At 71.7% G+C, this 17,580-nt stretch carries 17 protein-coding genes and 1 riboswitch; of the genes, 6 read left to right on the top strand and 11 right to left on the bottom strand.

Annotated features, from left to right (window positions below):
• Positions 1-74: 74 nt before the first annotated feature.
• The gene (locus E0500_RS40360) at positions 75-2,873 is read right to left on the bottom strand and encodes a tetratricopeptide repeat protein (protein ID WP_258573784.1); all 2,799 of its coding nucleotides are present in this window, start codon (positions 2,871-2,873) and stop codon (positions 75-77) included.
• A 48-nt stretch (positions 2,874-2,921) separates the two neighbouring features.
• Positions 2,922-3,527 (bottom strand): TetR/AcrR family transcriptional regulator, encoded by a 606-nt coding sequence (locus tag E0500_RS40350; RefSeq protein ID WP_131568676.1) that lies wholly within the window; start codon positions 3,525-3,527, stop codon positions 2,922-2,924.
• Positions 3,528-3,763: 236 nt separating this feature from the next.
• On the opposite strand from E0500_RS40350, the gene E0500_RS44660 reads away from it, so the two are divergent.
• Positions 3,764-4,888, top strand: coding sequence for an FAD-dependent monooxygenase (locus tag E0500_RS44660; RefSeq protein WP_131568674.1), 1,125 nt, complete (start codon positions 3,764-3,766; stop codon positions 4,886-4,888).
• Positions 4,889-5,073: 185 nt separating this feature from the next.
• Positions 5,074-6,558, top strand: coding sequence for an MFS transporter (locus E0500_RS40340; RefSeq protein WP_309505305.1), 1,485 nt, complete (start codon positions 5,074-5,076; stop codon positions 6,556-6,558).
• A gap of 182 nt (positions 6,559-6,740) precedes the next feature.
• Here E0500_RS40340 and E0500_RS40335 read toward each other — a convergent pair whose 3' ends face one another.
• From E0500_RS40335 to E0500_RS40325, 3 genes are all read right to left on the bottom strand, one after another.
• Positions 6,741-7,931: an acyl-CoA dehydrogenase family protein gene (locus tag E0500_RS40335; RefSeq protein ID WP_131568670.1), complete on the bottom strand. Its 1,191-nt coding sequence runs from the start codon at positions 7,929-7,931 to the stop codon at positions 6,741-6,743.
• 140 nt (positions 7,932-8,071) lie between these two features.
• Entirely contained in the window at positions 8,072-8,836 is a 765-nt protein-coding gene (locus tag E0500_RS40330) for a CbtA family protein (RefSeq protein WP_131568668.1), read from the bottom strand.
• 24 nt (positions 8,837-8,860) lie between these two features.
• Entirely contained in the window at positions 8,861-9,094 is a 234-nt protein-coding gene (locus E0500_RS40325; RefSeq protein ID WP_131568667.1) for a CbtB-domain containing protein, read from the bottom strand.
• Between the two features lie 62 nt (positions 9,095-9,156).
• A riboswitch (cobalamin riboswitch) is annotated at positions 9,157-9,247 on the bottom strand.
• Between the two features lie 170 nt (positions 9,248-9,417).
• Between E0500_RS40325 and E0500_RS40320 the strand changes: the two genes are divergently transcribed.
• Positions 9,418-9,993, top strand: coding sequence for a histidine phosphatase family protein (locus E0500_RS40320; RefSeq protein WP_131568665.1), 576 nt, complete (start codon positions 9,418-9,420; stop codon positions 9,991-9,993).
• A gap of 63 nt (positions 9,994-10,056) precedes the next feature.
• On the opposite strand, the gene E0500_RS40315 is transcribed toward E0500_RS40320, so the two are convergent.
• Complete coding sequence (locus E0500_RS40315; protein WP_131568663.1) at positions 10,057-10,437, bottom strand: four-helix bundle copper-binding protein; 381 nt, start codon at positions 10,435-10,437, stop codon at positions 10,057-10,059.
• Positions 10,438-10,663: 226 nt separating this feature from the next.
• On the opposite strand from E0500_RS40315, the gene E0500_RS40310 reads away from it, so the two are divergent.
• Both E0500_RS40310 and E0500_RS40305 read left to right on the top strand, forming a co-directional pair.
• A complete protein-coding gene (locus E0500_RS40310; RefSeq protein WP_131568661.1) occupies positions 10,664-11,026 on the top strand; it encodes a DUF6479 family protein in 363 nt (120 codons plus the stop codon).
• Positions 11,027-11,149: 123 nt separating this feature from the next.
• Positions 11,150-11,503, top strand: coding sequence for a hypothetical protein (locus tag E0500_RS40305; protein WP_131568680.1), 354 nt, complete (start codon positions 11,150-11,152; stop codon positions 11,501-11,503).
• 10 nt (positions 11,504-11,513) lie between these two features.
• On the opposite strand, the gene E0500_RS40300 is transcribed toward E0500_RS40305, so the two are convergent.
• Entirely contained in the window at positions 11,514-12,098 is a 585-nt protein-coding gene (locus tag E0500_RS40300; protein ID WP_131568659.1) for a rhodanese-like domain-containing protein, read from the bottom strand.
• A gap of 82 nt (positions 12,099-12,180) precedes the next feature.
• Between E0500_RS40300 and E0500_RS40295 the strand changes: the two genes are divergently transcribed.
• On the top strand, positions 12,181-12,468 hold the full coding sequence (locus E0500_RS40295; RefSeq protein ID WP_131568657.1) for a metal-sensitive transcriptional regulator: 288 nt from the start codon (positions 12,181-12,183) through the stop codon (positions 12,466-12,468).
• A 122-nt stretch (positions 12,469-12,590) separates the two neighbouring features.
• On the opposite strand, the gene E0500_RS40290 is transcribed toward E0500_RS40295, so the two are convergent.
• The 4 genes from E0500_RS40290 to E0500_RS40275 all read right to left on the bottom strand — a co-directional run bounded on the left by E0500_RS40290 (position 12,591) and on the right by E0500_RS40275 (position 17,575).
• A complete protein-coding gene (locus tag E0500_RS40290; protein ID WP_131568655.1) occupies positions 12,591-13,331 on the bottom strand; it encodes a sulfite exporter TauE/SafE family protein in 741 nt (246 codons plus the stop codon).
• Positions 13,328-14,701 (bottom strand): rhodanese-like domain-containing protein, encoded by a 1,374-nt coding sequence (locus E0500_RS40285; protein WP_131568653.1) that lies wholly within the window; start codon positions 14,699-14,701, stop codon positions 13,328-13,330. Before E0500_RS40285 ends, E0500_RS40290 begins: the two co-directional genes overlap by 4 nt.
• A gap of 322 nt (positions 14,702-15,023) precedes the next feature.
• Complete coding sequence (locus tag E0500_RS40280) at positions 15,024-16,379, bottom strand: NAD(P)/FAD-dependent oxidoreductase (RefSeq protein ID WP_181587386.1); 1,356 nt, start codon at positions 16,377-16,379, stop codon at positions 15,024-15,026.
• 209 nt (positions 16,380-16,588) lie between these two features.
• Positions 16,589-17,575, bottom strand: coding sequence for an ABC transporter ATP-binding protein (locus E0500_RS40275; RefSeq protein ID WP_131568650.1), 987 nt, complete (start codon positions 17,573-17,575; stop codon positions 16,589-16,591).
• Positions 17,576-17,580: the final 5 nt, after the last annotated feature.

Raw genomic sequence — 17,580 nt, 5'->3', positions numbered from 1 at the left:
TCCTGACCGGCCAGAGGGACGGGGCAGGTGGCCCAGCGACCGCCGGAAACCCCGGTGCCGTGCCGGACCGTCCCTCAGGGCTGCTGTCGCAGCACCGCCACTCTGCGGTACAGCTCCACCGCCTCCGTGCCGCGTCCCAGCTGCTCCAGGCAGTGGGCCTCGTCGTTGCGGCTGGCGAGGGCGTCGGGGTGGGCGGCGCCGAGGACGCGCTCGCGGGCGTCGGCCACCCGCCGGTACTCGGTGAGGGCGTCGGGCCAGCGGCCCAGCCAGCCCAGGCCGACGGCGACCTCGCGGCGGCTGACCAGGGTGTCCGGGTGGTCGGGGCCGAGGACGCGCTCGCGGATGGCGCACACGTCGCGGGACTCGGCGAGGGCCTCCTCCCAGCGGCCGAGCCGGCCGAGGTTGACACCGAGGCCGTGGCGGGCGCGCAGGGTCTCGGGGTGGGCGGGGCCGTGGACGCGGGTCCGGTCGTCGACGAGGGCCCGGTAGAGCGTGAGCGCGTCGGCGCTGCGACCGAGCCGGCCGAGGCTGATGCCGACCTCGTAGCGGCTGGCGAGGGTGTCCGGGTGGTCGGGGCCGAGGGCCTTCGCGCGGGACTCGGCGACCTCCTGGTACATGCGCAGGGCCTCCGGCCAGCGCCCCAGCTGGCCGAGCAGGTAGGCGACCTCGTACCGGGTGACGAGGGTGTCGGGGTGGTTCGGGCCGAGCACCCCGGCGCGGGCGAGGGCCACGTCGGAAGCCATCTCGTACGACTCCTCCAGACGCCCGAGCCGGCTCAGGTTGAAGGCGAGGTTGTGGCGGCAGCGGAGCGTGTCGGGGTGGTCGGGCCCCATGACGTGCTCGCGCGCCGCGAGGACGGAGGCGTACGCCTGGTGGGCCTCGAAGTGCCGGCCCAACTGGCCGAGCACGTACGCCGTTTCCTGCCGGACGGTGAGCGTGTCGGGGTGGTCGGGGCCGAGCGCCCGCTCCCGGGTCCGGGCGACGTGCGTGTACTCGCGCAGGGCGTCGGCGGGGCGGCCGGTGCGGCTGAGGGTGAAGCCGACCTCGTAACGGCTGGCGAGGGTATCGGGGTGATCGGGACCGAGGACGTGCTCGCGTTCGGCGGCGACCGCGCGGTGCACCTCGCCCGCCTCTGTCCAGCGGCCGAGGCGGCCCAGGCTGAGGCCCGCGTTGTGCCGGCCGGCCAGGGCGGTGACGACTTCCGGTGGCGGGGTGGGGCGTTCGGTGCGGACGGGTTCCTCGGCACGGCCCGTGGCGGGGCGGACGATCCAGTCGCCGGTGAGGCCCGCCGAGGCGTCCGGCGGGGTGGTGCGCAGTCCTCTGCCCGCCGCCTTGTGGCCCGTGGTCATACCCCGGGTCCATGACGGCAGGCCGGGCTCGCGGGACAGAGGCTGCTCGGGGCGCGTCGGGGCCGACGGCGCGACCAGGTGCGCCTGAGCCGAGGACGTGACAGGGCGCGGCACGGCCGTCGGGACGCGGAAGGACGCCGTGCGGCCCTCATGGATCCTGCGGCCCAGCTCCCGGGCGTCCTGCGGTCGTTCGCCCGGCTGTTTGGCGAGCAGGTCCAGGATGATCCGCTCCACGTACCCGGGCAGCTCGGAGCGGTGGCTGCGCGGCGGCTCCGGCGGGGTGTCGCGGTGGCCGACGAGGACCGCCCACGCGTCGTCGAGGTCGAACGGCGGTACGCCGGTGGCGATCTCGTACAGCACGCACCCGAACGAGTACAGGTCGCTGCGGTGGTCGACCTGGTCGCCGCCGATCTGTTCCGGCGACATGTAGTGGGGGGTGCCCATGGCGATGCCGGTGCCGGTGAGGCGCGAGGTGAAGCCGATGTCGTGGCCGAGGCGCGCTATGCCGAAGTCGCAGATCTTCACCGTGCCTTCGGTGAGCCGCATGATGTTCGCGGGCTTCAGGTCGCGGTGCACGATGCCCTGCTGGTGGGTGTAGGCGAGGGCGGCGGCGGCCTGGTCGGCGATCTCGACGATGTCGTCGACGGGCAGCGGGTGCTGCTTGTTGTCCTCCAGGAGCTGGCTGAGATTACGGCCCTCGAGGAGCTCCATGACGAGGTAGAGCACCCCGTCGGCCTCCCCGAAGTCGTGGACGACGGTCACTCCGCGGTGCTGGAGTGCGGCGGCCACACGGGCCTCGCGGCGGAACCGCTCCCGCAGGACCCGTGTGAAGGCCTGGTCGTGCTGCGTGTTCAGGGGATTGAGGCACTTCACGGCGACGTGCCGGCCCAGTGACTCGTCTCTTGCGCGCCAGACCTCGCCCATCCCACCCCGCCCGATCAGATCGAGCAACCGATACCGGCCCTGGATCAGCCTGGTGTCCCCCATCGCCTGCGATCGCCCCCGTGTGTCCGGCCCCGCCCTCCCCGGTCCCGTCCAGTATGGCGGGCTATCGCACGACTTTGTACGGTGCCGGGCGCGAACCGGGACCGAGCCGCCGCATGGCGCGGATGATGTGTTTGGGCGGGAGTTGCCAGCGCAGACGTGCGGGAACGCAGCGCAGCAGGGTGCCGGTGAGGCGCAGGCGACGGTCACCACGGCCGGTGACGGGGCCCGTCTGCCGTACAGCTCATGGGCGTACGGCGGCAGGGAGGCGTACGCCAGGTTCGCCACGCGCCGCCACAGCAGGGCGCGCGCCGGGACGAGCAACGGGTGCGTGGGGGGCGTGCGCAGGAAGTCGTCGACCTCCCGCGCCTCGGGTCCGGCGGCCGGCTCCGGCAGCACCCGCACGAAGTAGGCGGCCAACTCCTCCTGATCGCCCGGGACCTCCTCGGGGTCCAGGCCCACCAGTTCGGCGGCGATGCGGTGTTCGGCGATGTACCGGTCCGCCGCGGCGTCCGTGAAGAGGATGTTGAGCGCGGACATGACGGGCGCTCCGGCCTTCGGCCTGAACGGTGCGGCCAGGACGATTGCTCAGACCTGCGGTGCCGTGGCCCGGATACCGGCGAGCACCACGTCGACGATGCGCTCCGCATCCGCGCGGGTGAACGGGCGCATGCCGCGGTTGACGATGAGGTGCACCGGGCCGGAGAGCATCTCGCCGAGGAAGGAGCTGTCGACCGGGGGGAGTTCACCCCGGTCGACGGCGCTGTCCACCCGCCGCCGCATGGCGGCCACGCGCTGGTCGAGGATCTTGGTCAGCGCCTGGACGGTGGCGCTTTGGCGGGCGGGCTGGATGGCCTGTTCGAGCGTCCGGCCGAACGGCGTTTCCAGGCCACCGGCGAGGGCCAGCAGGAAGTCCACCAGGTCCCGGTGGATGTCGCCGGTGTCGGCGACCGAGGCGAGATCCTCGGCGTAGCGCAGCAGGGCTTCGACCACCAGCTCCTCGCGGTCGGGCCAGTTGCGGTAGACGCTGGTCTTGTGCACGCCGGCGAACTCGGCGACCTCCTCGTAGCGGAAGCCCGCGATGCCGTCGCGCGCCACGAGCTCGACGGTCGCGGCGAGGATCTGCGCCCTCACCCGCGCGGTGCGGCCACCGGGGCGCCGTGCGGGCGGCCGGTCAGCGGTCCCGTTGGTCATCGCCGCGCTCACCTCCTGTTCTCCGCTCGGGTGCCGATTGTCGCCAGGTGCGGCGTTGCGGTGCAAGCCGGTGGTAAGTAAGCTCGCTAAAAGCGACAGTTTGTTTCTTTAGTTGTCGGACCGTCGCGGCAGCGGCCTGCCCGCCGGCCGCACCGCTCCGCCGGTTCGCCTGCCTGACCGGCGAGCGGCGGCCGATCCGATCGCACACCCACCTCAGCGAAACCTGGAGCACACACGTGAACATCCTTGTCTCCGGAGCCGGTATCGCCGGGCTCGCCGGCGCACTTGAGCTCGGCACCCGCGGCCACGACGTCACCGTTGTCGAGTACGCGCGCCACCTCCGGCTCACAGGCACACCCATCGACATCCGCGGTGACGCGATCGAGACCGCGGACAGGATGGGACTGCTCGCGAAGATCCAGAAGCAACGGGTCCGGATGTCCGAACTCACCCAGTTCGTCGACAGCGAGGGCGAGCCGGTGGCCCGGATCCCGATGGCGGAGATCAGCGACTCCGATGACGACATCGAGCTCCTCCGCGAGGACCTCGTGCGTATCCTCGCCGATGCGCTCCCGGACACCGCGGCGATCCGCTTCCGCGACTCGATCGAGACACTGGCCGACAGCGGCGTCGACGGCGGCGGTGTCGACGTGCGTTTCGCGTCGGGCCGCACCGGGCGGTACGACCTGGTGATCGGTGCCGACGGCCAGCACTCCGCGGTACGCAGGCTGGTGTTCGGGCCCGAGGAGGACTACCTCCGGCACCTCGGTGTCTACTTCGCCCTCGCCGACCACCCCGGCGAGGCGCAATCCGAGGGCGCCAACTCGATATACAACGTCCCCAGCCGGATGGCAGGCATCTTCCGGTACCAGGGCAAGGCCGTTGCGGTCTTCCAGTTCCGCTCGGAACGGATCGACTACGACCACCACGACCTGGACACCCAGAAGAAGATCCTCATCGACGCCTTCGCGGGCTACCGGTCGTGGCGGATCCCGGAGCTGCTCGATGCGGCCCGCGCCGATCCTGGTTTCTACTTCACCTCCGCGAGCCAGATCCACCTGCCCTCCTGGCACCGCGGCCGCGTCGTCCTCGTCGGGGACGCCGGGTACAGCCCGGCCTTCCTGTCCGGCCGGGGCACCTCACTCGCGCTCACCGGCGCCCGCTTTCTCGCCGAAGAACTCGAACGGTGCGGCAATGACCACACCGCCGCGTTCGCACGGTACGAGGCCCGGCAGCGCCCCTATGTCACTTTCGCCCAGGACCGTGTCTACAGCGGTCGCGACCGCATGCTGCCGACCACCTGGGCTGCCATTGCCGCCCGCAACAAGGCGCTGCAAGCATCCGGCACCGGCGCGCCCTGAACCCGGCGCGATGCGAACGGCGCTGCCACCGGCCGTTGCTGATCGGGCGCGACCGCCCGGAAACGGGCGTCCGCATGTGCCCACTCCCCAAAAGTCGGTTCAACCGGCAACCCGCGCCGACCGCGCCGCCAACGGGGCGTGCCGCTCGCCGGGACCTCACCCCCATGCCCTGGAGAGAATGCATAGTGGAAGACACGCTGGAAAAGCCCGCCCACGGCGCCCAGGAGCACCGCTGGAGTAAGCGGCTCATCCTCTGGGCGGCCGTTCTCACCCTCGCCAACGTCCTGGCCGACGTGGTCATCGGCTCGCCCATGATGGTCCTGCCCCAGTTACTGGACCATTTCGACACCGACCAGGCCGCATGGCTCAATGCAAGCGCGCTGCTGGCCGGGGCCATCTGGTCGCCGCTGCTCGCGAAGAGTTCCGACATCTTCGGCAAGCGCCGGATACTCATCGGCACGCTGCTCCTCGCATGCACAGGAGCGCTGGTCTGCCTCGCTGCCCCCAACGTCTGGATTTTCCTGGTGGGGCGCTTCCTCCAAGGCGCCGCCTTCGCCGCGGTCTTCCTCACGGTGGCCCTCGCACGCCAGATCTGCACCCCGCGGGTGGCGATGGCCGTGGTCGGGCTTGTGACGTCCGGATCGTCGATCGTCGGGATCATCGAGCCGTTCCTGATGCAGCCGGTCATCGATGCGTTCGGCTACCGGAGCGTGTTCATCGTGGCGGCGCTGCTCGCCGCGGCGGCCGCCCTGTGCGTGCGCTCCTTCATCCCGGAGTCGCCGATCCGCAAGCCCGGCCGGATCGACGTGCGCGGGGCGCTCCTGCTCGGCGGCGGCCTCGGCGCGGTGCTCGCCTACACAAGCCTCGGGAGCGACCTCGGATGGCTGTCCGGGGGCATGATCGCGCTGCTGGCGGCCGGTGCCGCCGCACTGACCGGCTGGGCGTTCCTCGCGCTGCGGGTCGACGAACCCATCATCGACATCCGGGCCCTCAGCCGCCCGATCCTGCTGACGCTGCTGGCCCTGGTACTGGCAGCAGGCTCCTTCAGAAGCATGCTGCAACTGACGAGCATCATCGCCCAGGTGCCCCCCGACCTGGGGCTCGGTTACGGGCTGGGCGACGGAGAGGCGGTCGCAGTGCTGCTCGCCACGCCCAATCTCGGCATCGTCATCGGCGGCATGTGCGCCGGATGGATCGCGGGGCGGTTCGGTCCCGCACTGCCCCTCCTCGGCGGCATCACCGTCGGGACAGTGGCGACCTTCGCGATGCTGGCGGGCGTGTCAGCGCTCCCGCTGGCGATCGCCTGCGGCGCCATGCTCGGCATGGCCGCCGGCGCGATCGGCGCCTCCGGCTACAACCTGGCGACCAGCCTCGAAGCACCCGAGCGGCAGGGCACGATCGCCGGTCTGGTGTCGGTCGTACTCGCCCTCGGCTCGGTCGTCTTCAACATCGCCGGGGGCGAGGTGCTCAAAGCGACCCTTGTTCCCGGAACCTTTGCCGACGGCGCCCCGGTGAGCACGGCGACCGGCGTGTACCTCTACGTCGCGATGGCGGGAGTACTCTTCGTCCTCGCTGCGGTGCCCACGATCATGCTGGCACGCAACCGGCCTGCCGCGCCGGCCGTGCCCGCGGCACCGCAGCGTCCGCATTCGGCTGCGGTCGGCCGGTAGCCCGGCAGCAGCCCTGCAGCCCGGCCCGTTGGCGGAGCGGTGTGCCCCGTCGTGCGAACGCCGACTGGCTCACGGTGTTCCAGCTGCCCGCCTACGCACCGGACCTGAACCCACAGGACGGCGTGTGATCGATGGCCGAACGCGACCCGGGCAACCTCGCCGCAGCGCCTGTGGTCACATCACTAACGGCGCACGCGCGGCATCCCCAGGCCGATCCACGAGATGATCTCGCGCTGGATCTCGTTGTTGCCGCCGCCGAAGGTGAAGATCACGGCCGAGCGGTAGCCGCGTTCCAGTTCGCCATGGAGGACGGCGCCCGCGGAGCCGTCCTTCAGGGCGCCGGCCGCGGCGACGGTCTCCATGAGCCAGGCGTAGGCCTCGCGGCGCGCCTCGGAGCCGTAGACCTTGACGGCGGAGGCGTCCTGGGGGGTGAGGGTGCCCTCCTGGAGGGCGTTCACCATCTGCCAGTTGAGCAGCTTCATCGCGTCGAGCTTCGTATGGGTCTGGGCGAGGCGGCGGCGCACCCAGGGCAGGTCGATGACGCGGCGGCCGTCGGCGAGCTTGGTCTCCATGGCCCAGCGCTGCACGTCGTGCAGGGCGCGGATGGCCATGGTGCCGTGGGCGGCGAGAGTGACGCGTTCGTGGTTGAGCTGGTTGGTGATCAGCCGCCAGCCCTTGTTCTCCTCACCGACGCGGTGGGAGACGGGGACGCGGATGTTCTCGTAGTAGCTGGCGGTGGTGTCGTGCGAGGCGAGGGTGTTGATCAGGGTGCAGGAGTAGCCGGGGTCGGTGGTCGGGACCAGGAGCATCGTGATGCCCTTGTGGGGCGGGGCTTCCGGGTCGGTGCGCACGGCCAGCCACACCCAGTCCGCGGTGTCGCCGTTCGTGGTCCAGATCTTCTGGCCGTTGACCGTGTAGTGGCCGGTGGCCTCGTCACCCTCCCTGACCGCGCGGGTCTTCAGGGAGGCGAGGTCCGTGCCGGCGTCGGGCTCGCTGTAGCCGATCGCGAAGTCGATCTCGCCGGAGAGGATGCGCGGCAGGAAGTACGTCTTCTGTTCCTCGCTCCCGAACTGCATGATCGTCGGGCCGACCGTGTTGAGCGCCATCAGGGGCAGCGGGACGCCCGCCTGGGCCGCCTCGTCGAAGAAGATGAACTGCTCCATGGGCGTCAGCCCGCGTCCGCCGTACTCCTTCGGCCAGCCGACACCGAGCCAGCCGTCCGTGCCGAGGCGCCGGATCGTCTCGCGGTAGAAACGCTTCTGGGCGGCCGGTTCGGCGTATCGGGCGTGCCCGCCTTCCGGTACCAACTCGGCGAAGTATGCGCGTAGTTCGGTGCGCAGCCGCTGCTGCTCGGGTGTGTATTCCAGATGCACGGCGCCTCCTGGCTCCCCAAGGCCGGACCTGACGGCGCACACCGTAGAACGTGTTCCAGAAATTGGGAACAACGAAGGACGAGCCGTACCACGGAAAAGGCCCCCGGTGGGAACCGGGGGCCGTTCCCGCGCTCAACCGGTCAGTGCGGGACGGGAGTCGCACGGGCGGCGGCCCCCTCGCGCCCGGCCGCCGTGCGCGGAGCCAGGACACGCTCCGCCAGGAGCCCGAAGAGCAGACCGTACGCGGTCCACAGGGTCACCTGCACGGCGAGGGCGGCCAGCCGGTACTGCCACAGCAGTGTGGCGGGGAAACCTTCCGGAACGTTGTTGTACGACGGCAGCAGGGCATACGCCGTGCCGACGACCAGGACGAAGAACGCGCCCGCCGCGACGGTGGCGTTCCAGTTGCCCAGACGTGGCGCGAGGCGCTTGCCGAGGATGACGGTCCCGACGGCCAGCAGCACGCTGAGTACGACCATCAGGAAGTACAGCGTGGTGCGCTGGTCGAGGGTGTCTGGGTCGCCCACGGCGGGCGGGTTGGCGGGGTACTTGAGGAACGGAACCACGTAGACCGCGACCAGCCCGGCCGCCGCCAGGAGCAGCGCGCTCGCGCGCGGCCCGAAGCGGCCGGTCCGGCCGAGCGCGAAGCAGTACGTGAGGGCCGCGATGCCGCCGAACGCGACACCGTACACGAGGACGCCGGTGGACAGACCAGCCGTGGACTGCAGGGTGCGGCTGACGAGTTCCTCGCCGCCGTGTTCGTGGGCGTTGGCCTCCTCGAACGCGATCGCCTGGTCGACGCGTGGTTCACCCAGGAAGTAGGCGACGACGAGGGCGAGCAGGCCTGCGGCGAGTCCCGCGAGCATGCCGCGCACCAGGAGGTTCCTGACCGTTGCGGAGTTCATCAGGCTCGTACGCTTCCTCGGCCGTCAGTGGCAGGGGAAGCCGAGCAGATGGCGGGCGTCGTGCACCCATTCGTGGACGCCCTCGCCGGACACGAGGGAGGTGGCGCCCTGTTCGGCGCCGACGAAGTAGAGCAGGACCAGCATCAGGATGCCGAAGAAGACCGCCCAGGGGGCGATCGCACTGATCGGCAGCTTGGCCGGAACGGCCGTGGGGGCGGTGGGGGCAGCGGTCGGCTGAGCGACGGCGGACTGCGCCATGACATGACCTCCTGGGGGGAACTCGCGTCCCGTCTCGGTGGTGCACTGGACGACGGCCACGGGTCTGACTTGCCCGTCCGTCACCGCGCTTGGAGGGTGCGGATCGTGCCGGGCTCACAGTGGCGCGACCGTGCCGGATTCCCACCGGCTTCCGTCGGCCGTCGTCGATATCGACGAGAAGGTACCGCGAAGCGGTTCTCCGGCCAAGGGCGCACGGATGACGCATGGCGTTGAATCGGTCGGTCTACACCGCTGTGCGATGGTCATGCCCTGGACAGGACACGGGTGTTGGGCGCGAGAGCCGCCCGATCGGGAGGGCGCGAATGACAAGCCGAGTGATGCTGATCTCACCCGCGATGAACGCGGCGCTGCGGGAGGCCCGCTTCGACGACGGATGCCCGCTCGACCCGTCCGGGCTGCGGGCGGCGAGCGCGGCGGCGGGCACGCTGAAGTCTCCGGACCGGGCCCGGGTCTCCCCCACGGTCCGCTGTCACGAGACCGCCGCCGCGCTCGGGCTGGCCGCCGAGGAGGCACCCGAGCTGGCCGGTCTGGATGTCGGCCGTTGGCGCGGGGCGACTCTCGCCGAGGTGGGCGCCGGGGAACCCGAGGCAGTGGGCCGCTGGCTCGCCGACCCGGAGGCCGCGCCGCACGGCGGGGAGTCGGTAAGGGCCCTGTGCGACCGGGCCGCGCGGTGGCTGGAGACGGCCGCGCAGGACGACGGCCGGACCGTCGCCGTCGTCGAGCCGGAACTCGTCCGGGCCGTGGTGGTACGGGTGTTGGGGGCGCCGGAGTCCGCGTTCTGGCGCGTGGACGTGCCACCGCTGGCGGTCACCGAACTCAGCGGCCGGGCGGGGCGCTGGAACCTACGGCTCGGGAGGCCGCTCACGGAGCCTTCCTGAGAGCCGGGGTTCCAGAGCTCCGCCGGCCCCGCGTGGATCTCCCGCCCCGAACGGTTCCCCGTATCAGGCGGTGAGCGTCGAGAGGAAGTCCGTGCAGGCGCGGGCGCAGTCGCGGCAGGACTGGGCACTGCCCTCGGCGCCGGGGTGGGCGTCGAAGACGTGGGCGCACTCCAGGCAGATCTCCCGGCACCACTCCACCTGGGCGCGGAGGGCGGTCTCGTCCTGGCGGGTCTGCTCGGAGAGCACCCGGCACGTCGCGTCGCACGCCTCCGCGCACATGATGCCCTTGCGTCGCACGCGTTCCTGGTCCATGGGCCCGTCCGGATCGGCGAGGCTCGCGCGCAAGGCGCACGCCCGCGCACACTCTGTGCACGCCTGTGCGCACGCGAAGCGGTCCTCAAGGAACCGGAAGAGCTCCTGCTGAGAAGTCGTCGTCGATGTCACAACGGGCGGGTAGCCGAGCGGAAACCAGTCAAACCCGGTCGCGACACGACACGAGCAGCCGCACCAGCGCGCAGTGGGCGGACCGGGTGCCCTGGACGCCCGGCCCGCCCGCTCGATCTTGACGCATGCGTACGGGTGCGGTGCCGGAGACGAACCTGTTCGATGACGCTCGGATCCCATCGGTCATGAGCCGGTTCACCGAAGCCCACAGGGGTATTCGCCATATATGAGTACGGAATGGGTGTATTTTGCCGCAGGGGGGAGCGCGCTCGTCGGCCTCTGGTCGGTCATCATGGGCGTGATCATCGTGGTGCTGCTGGGCGGCGCCTTCTGGATGGGCAACCGCGTACGCAGCCGTGAGCCGCGCCGGCCGAGCCGGGAGGAGCAGCCCCGGCTGCCGGACGGCGGCGCGGTCCATGAGGAGCAGGCATACCGCGAGCCCAACGAGATACCCCGGAGTGAGCTGCGGCTCACGCCCTACCAGGTGCACGGCAACATGGGCTCCCGGCCGAACACGTCGAAGCAGAGGCCGCGCTGGAGCAGGGGCAGCGGTGGCTCCTTCGGCAGCGGTGGCCTGGGCGCCCACTGAGGCGGCCGGGGCGCCGGTCGAGGCGGCCCGCGGCTCCCGTTCCGCGGACGTGCCCCGCCCCGTGCCGCCGCACCGGCGCGTCCGTCGCGACCTGACCGCGCGCAGGAAAGCGAAGTGAGAAACATGGCCGAGCGCGCCGCGCTGCCACTGCCCGACTACGACCACCTGCCGATCGGAAGTCTGGAGAGCCGCGTCCACGCGCTCACCGCCGCCGAGGTGGAGGAAGTGCTCGCCTACGAGCGGGCCCACGCCCACCGCCTCCCGGTGACCGAACTGCTGACGGCCCGCCTGGAACAGCTCCTCTCCGGTGCCGAGCCGACCTCCGGCGACCCCGGCGCCGTACGCCCCGAAGGGCCCGAGCGGCCCAACGCGGGTTCGCCCGTGTCGCCGGCGACGTCACCCCAGCCCCCCAGCCCGACGCCGCACGGGACCCCCGACCAGCGTGGCCGGCCGAGGGCCGATCGGACGTGGCGGTGACCCGTGACTCTCAGCGCTCGCGCAGTTCGGCGAGCGCTGCGTCGAGCCCGGCACCGCGCGGCCGGTTGAAGGGCAGCCTGCCGAGCACGAACGCCATACCGCAGGTGTTGCTGAGCGCCGAGTAGACCAGGCCGCCCGCGATGCCGGCCGACAGCAACTGGAAGGCCGGATGGACGGTCACGCCGAGCCCGAGGCCGAGCAGGACGATCGCCCCGGCGGTGAACCGGACCTGACGTTCCATGCCCCATACCGCACGGGCCTCGCCCTCGGGTGGGTGCAGTTCGTGACCGGCGGCAGCCCAGGCACTCGTGCCGCCCGCCAGCGTGGCGGCGGTGATGCCGTGCTCGGCGAGGGTGCGGCAGGCGTTCTCGGAGCGGGCGCCCGAGGCGCACACCACGAGCAGGTCGCGGCGGGAGGCCGCGCCCTCGATGGCGGGCAGGGCACGGCGGAGGTCGTCGAGGGGGATGTTCAGGGCGCCGGGCAGATGGCCGGAGGCATACTCGGCCGGGGTGCGGACGTCGATCACGGTCAGCTCGGGCAACTGGGCACGTGCCTGGGCGACGTCGAGGGCGAGCGGTGTGGTCACGAGTGTCATCCTTCTTGCTTTTCGACGGGACTCCGAAGCGGGAGTACATTACCCCCAGGGGTATCTTCCAGGGTTTCGAGGGAGCTTAATCGTGGAGCTGGATCTCGCGGGCGCCGAGCTTCGAGCCGTGCTCAACCGGCTGCGCCGGGCTCAGGGCCAGATCTCCGGGGTGATCCGGATGATCGAGGAGGGCCGCGACTGCGAGGAGGTCGTCACCCAGCTCGCCGCCGCCTCACGGGCCCTCGACCGGGCGGGCTTCGCCATCATCGCCACCGGTCTGCAGCAGTGCCTGACCGACATCGAGGGCGGCGAGAAGCCCGAGGAGGACCGGGACGCGATGCGGGCGCGGCTGGAGAAGCTGTTCCTGTCCCTGGCCTGAGCCGCCGGGCCACGGGGTGCCTCCTCGTCCGGAAGCGTTGTGCCACTTGGTTCATACGGCACCGTTCGTGTGGTCCATGTGGCAACGTGTCGTGTGGTTCATACGGCCGCGTGTCGACTGCTTCACACGGCCGCGTCGATCAGCATGAACACGGCCACCGCCAGCAGCACGACCGCGAAGATCCGCTGGAGCAGGCCCCCGGAGACACGGGAACCGAGGCGTTTCCCGTCCCATGCGCCGAGCACGGCCGCTCCCGCGAAGGGGGCGACGACCGCCCAGTCCAACCCGTCGGCCGTACCCGTGCGGGCCACAAGCGCCGCCAGTGAGTTGACCGTGATGACGAGCAGGCTGGTGCCCACCGCCACCCGCATGCGCAGCCCGAGGACACCGACCAGCGCCGGTACGGCGAGGAAGCCGCCCCCGACGCCCAGGAGTCCGGTGATCGCACCGAGTCCGGCACCGGCCGCGACGGCCCTTCCGGGACGTACCGGGGTGTCGCGGTCGGCCACGGCCGGCTGCCGCAGCATCCGCAGCGCGGCCAGGACGGCGACCACGCCGAAGGCACCGGTCAGCACGGACTGAGGAACATCTGCCGCGAGGACCGCGGTGAACATGGCCGGGACGATCCCGGCCAGGGCGAAGAGGCTTCCCGAGCGCCAGCGGACGTTGCCTTCGCGGGCGTGTGCGGCCAGACCGGTCACGGAGGTGACCGTGACGATCACCAGGCTCGCGGTCGTGGCCGTGACCGGGGTGAAGCCGAGCAGGTAGATCAGGGCGGGCACGGCCAGGACACTGCCGCCGCCTCCGAGCGCGCCGAGCGTCAGTCCTATGACCCCGCCGGCCGTCAGGGCCAGGACGGTCACGCTGTGATGCCCGCCTCCACCGCCGTGATGCCGGCCTCCACCGCCGCTGCGAAGCCGTCGTCGACGGCGACGACCTTCCGCCCCGCCGCGTCCAGCAGCGACGCCGCGATGGCCGCGCGCATGCCGCTCGCGCAGTGGACCCACACCTCTCCGGCGGGAACGTCGTCGAGTCGCTTGTGCAGTTGGTGGACCGGTATGTGGACCGAGCCCGGGACATGTCCGCCCGCACGCTCGGAGTCGCGGCGGACGTCCAGGACGACCACGTCGTCGTCGCCGAGCCGCTTCGCCAGGTCGGTGAAGGCGGCGCGTGGGAAGGAGGCCGGCGTCTCGCCGTCCCGGACCCAGGAGGCGGGTGAGCCGACGGCCGCGGCGGCCGGGCGGTCGATGCCGACGCGCACCAACTCTCGCTGGGCATCGGCGAGTTGCTCAGGTGACTCGGCGAGCAGGGTCACCGGCTTGCCCCACGGGATCAGCCACGCCAGGTAGGTGGCGACCTTGCCGTCGGCCTCGAAGTTGAACGATCCCGTCACGTGCCCCTCGGCGAAGGCGACACGGCTGCGCAGGTCCACCACCCACTCTCCCGCGGCCAGCCGGGCGGCGATCGCGTCGGCGTCGGCGACCGCGGGCGGGGTCAGGTCGATCTGGGCGGGACCGGCGGCGTTGGCGGGGCCCATGTGCGCGTAGTACGCGGGCACGTCGTCCAGGCCGGCCAGCAGCTCGGCGACGAAGGTGTCCACGTCCTGCACGAGTGCCGGGTTGCCGGACTTCTCCTTGCCGATGGTGGTGTGGCCGCCCTCGGCCTGCCGGGAGGAGCAGAAGCTGCCGAATCCGTGCGTCGGCAGGACGAGTGTCTCGTCGGGCAGTTCCTCGGCGAGCCGGTGCGCGGAGGTGTGCTGGGCGCGGGCGAGCCGCTCGGTGAGGCGCGGTTCCACCAGGTCGGGGCGCCCCACGGAGCCGAGGAGCAGGGAGCCTCCGCTGAAGACCGCGACGGCCGCTCCGGCCTCCTCCAGTACGTACGAGGTGTGGTGCGGAGTGTGCCCGGGCGTGGCGATGGCACGCAGCACGAGACCGGAGTCGATCTCCACGGTGTCGCCGTCGTGCACGGCCAACCGCTCGAACGAGACGTCCGCCGCGGCGGGCACCAGGTACACGGCGCCGGTGACGCGGGCCAGTTCCAGACCGCCGCTGACGTAGTCGTTGTGGATGTGCGTCTCGACCACGTGGGAGATACGCACCCCGCGCCGTACGGCCGCCGCGATCACCTGGTCGAGATCCCTCGGCGGGTCGACCGCGACGGCCGTGTGCGCACCGCCGGCGAGATAGCTGCGGTTGCCGAGCCCTGCCAGCTCGATGGTGTCGACGAAGAACACCTGGGCGCTCCTTTCACGAATCACAGATCACGAATCACAGATCACGAATCACAGATCACGCATAGCGAGTCACGAGTCTTTACCCCCGGGGGTATATGGCGACTCTAACATGATTACCCCCGGGGGTATTTTGGCGGCCATGCGTCCCCGGGACGAGCTTGATCGGACACGTGAGTGCCGGCGGCGTGGGATCTCGCCACGCTCCGGGTACCCCGGTGGGACCGGATGTCCCGGGATCGCTTACGGCCTGCGGAAACGAGGCGAGGCGGAGGGGCTCGTGGTGAGCCCCTCCGCCTCGCCTCGGACTGTTCGCCGGTCGCCGTCAGGCGTCCGGCTCCTCCCGGGTCATCGGGGGTTCGGCGGGTGTGGGGGCGGGCGAGCCGAAGAGCACGGCCCGGGCCACCTTCGGGGCGAACAGCGCGCTGACCGGCGCGCTCAGTGCCAGGACCCGGCGAAAGGCCTCGCCCACCACGGGATCGCCGGGGGTACGCTCCTGGATCCGGCTCAGGTACCAGCCGACAGGACGGTCCACGGCCCGTGAGGCGAGTGCGTTCCCCGTGGCGCCCGGCATCTTCTTGTCGGACCCGGCCGAGATGTCCCAGGCCTGCCGGGACGCGGCGAGGAGGGCGCGCTGCACCCGGCGTGTCGTCGGTGTCCGGCGCATGTCCGCGAGCGCGTCGCGCAGGGCCACGGCGGACAGCGCCGCGACGGACATGCCCTGGCCGTAGATCGGATTGAACGTGCACAGCGCGTCCCCGGTGGCCAGGAAGCCCGCGGGGCGCCGCCCGGGCAGGTCGTACCGGCGCCGGACGTTGGCCGTCTTACGGAACCCGAACGCCGGGGACTGCGGCTCGGCCTCTCGCATCCAGTGGTACACGAAGGGGTGCGGCAGCCGCTTCGTGTACGCCACGTACTCGTCGTCGTCCGTGGGCGGTTCGTCGCCGCGCAGGCCCGAGAGGACGGCCAGATGGTTACCGTCCTCCAGGGGCAGGACGACGGCGCCGTAGACCTGCGCGGGGTTCGGGACCACCCAGAAGGCGTGCGCGTCGGTGCCCAGGGTGCCGTTGGTGTCGCGGAAGACCCGTGAGGAGTACGCGAGTCCGGTGTCGATGGTCTCCTCGTGCGGGGCCTCCGCGCCGATCGCGGTGAGCCACTGCGGGGCCTTCGTGCCGTGCCCCGAGGCGTCCACGACCAGGTCCGCCTCCAGGGGGCGCTCCTCCTTGCGGGCACCGTCGCCGCGCTCGCGCACCAGCACGCCCCGGACCCGCGAAGCGTCGCCGAGCAGCCCCACGACGTCCGTCGACTCCAGCGTGGTGACGGCCGGGTTGGCGAGCACCCGACGCCGTACCAGTTCCTCGATCTGCAGCCGCGAGCCGGTGAAGACGTACGTCGACGCCGGGACCCGCCGGAGCCAGCGTCCGACCTGCCACTGCACCATGTCGGACGGAAGCCCGACCCAGGGCGCGCCCGCCGCGCGCAGCTCGTCCGTGAACCCCGGCAGCAGTGCGTCCAGGGCGCGTTGCCCGCCTTCGATCAGGGCGTGCGGGTGGCGGCTCTGCGGCGCGCCGGGGCGTGGACCGATCCCCTCGGGATAGCGATCGCGCTCGACAACCGTCACCCGGTCGGCGTGCTCGGCCAGAACGTGGGCCGCGAGCAGCCCCGCGATACTGCCTCCCACGACGACCGCATGGCGCCCCGCTGGGCTGCTTCTGTCCCAACCGCCCGCCTGTTGCGCAGAGTTCACGATGCCTTCGCTCCCCTGATTCAGCTCGTGGATCCCGAAGGTCCAGTCTCTCGCGCGCGAGAGACGGTTGAGCGGATTCCGGCCCGTCTCCGCGGGGCGCATCGTGGCACACCCGCGCCGGGCGGGATCCCGTCCGCCCGCTTTCACCACTGCTCCCCGTCGGCGTCGCCGGCTCCGTCCCGGCGGTCGACTCCGTCCCGGCGGTCGGCTCCGTCGGGCCACACTCCCACGTGGTCCGGTTCGGCGGTGAGGCGGACCCGGCCGTGCAGGCCGTAGCGGTCCACGTAGTCGCGGGGCAGCTGGAGGCGGCCGGCACGGTCCAGAACGGTGTACTCCTCGGTGACCGTGCCGCCGGGGCCGCGCAGGGTCTCCGTCGAGGTACGGCCGTCGCGGATGCGGACCGTGCGGCGGACCTGCCCGGAGACGAGCGGGTCGTGGGTGACGACAAGGACGGTGGCGCCGAGTTCCTCGTTGGCGCGGCGGAGCGCGGCGAACACGTCCTCTCCGCTCGCGGTGTCGAGTTCCCCCGTCGGTTCGTCGGCGAGCAGTACGCGCGGCGCGTTGGCGGTGGCCACCGCGACGGCGACGCGCTGCTGTTCACCGCCGGAGAGTTCGGCCGGGCGCCGGTCGCGGCAATGGGTGACGCCCAGCACGTCGAGGAGTTCCGCGGCGCGCGAGGCCCGGACGCGACGCGGCACGCGCGTGTACTTCATGGGCAGCGCCACGTTCTCCAGGGCCGTGAGGTAGGGCAGCAGGTTGCGGCCCGTCTGCTGCCACACGAAGCCGACGGTGTGCCGGCGGTAGCCGAGGCGCTCGCGCCGTCCCATGGTGAGCAGGTCGTGTCCGGCGACCCGGGCGCGGCCCGCCGTGGGCAGGTCGAGGCCCGAGAGGATGGACAGCAGCGTCGACTTGCCGGAGCCGGACGCCCCGACGAGCGCCACGCACTCACCCTCCTCGACGACGAGGTCGAGGCCCTGGAGCGCCTGTACTTCGACCTCCTCGGTGCGGTAGACCCGGACCAGGCTGTCGCACACGACGAGCCCGTCTCCGTCGTCGGCGCGCGGTCGACGGGCGTCGCGGGCCCGCTCCTCCAGGGTGCGCAGGTCGCTCTCGTCGGGCTCGGTCACCATTCCTC

Origin of the sequence: Streptomyces sp. KM273126, assembly GCF_004337435.2 — a bacterium.
Taxonomy (GTDB): Bacteria; Actinomycetota; Actinomycetes; order Streptomycetales; family Streptomycetaceae; genus Streptomyces; species Streptomyces acidicola.
The sequence above is the reverse complement of the archived record's forward strand: the minus strand, read 5'-3'. Positions and strand labels throughout refer to the sequence as shown.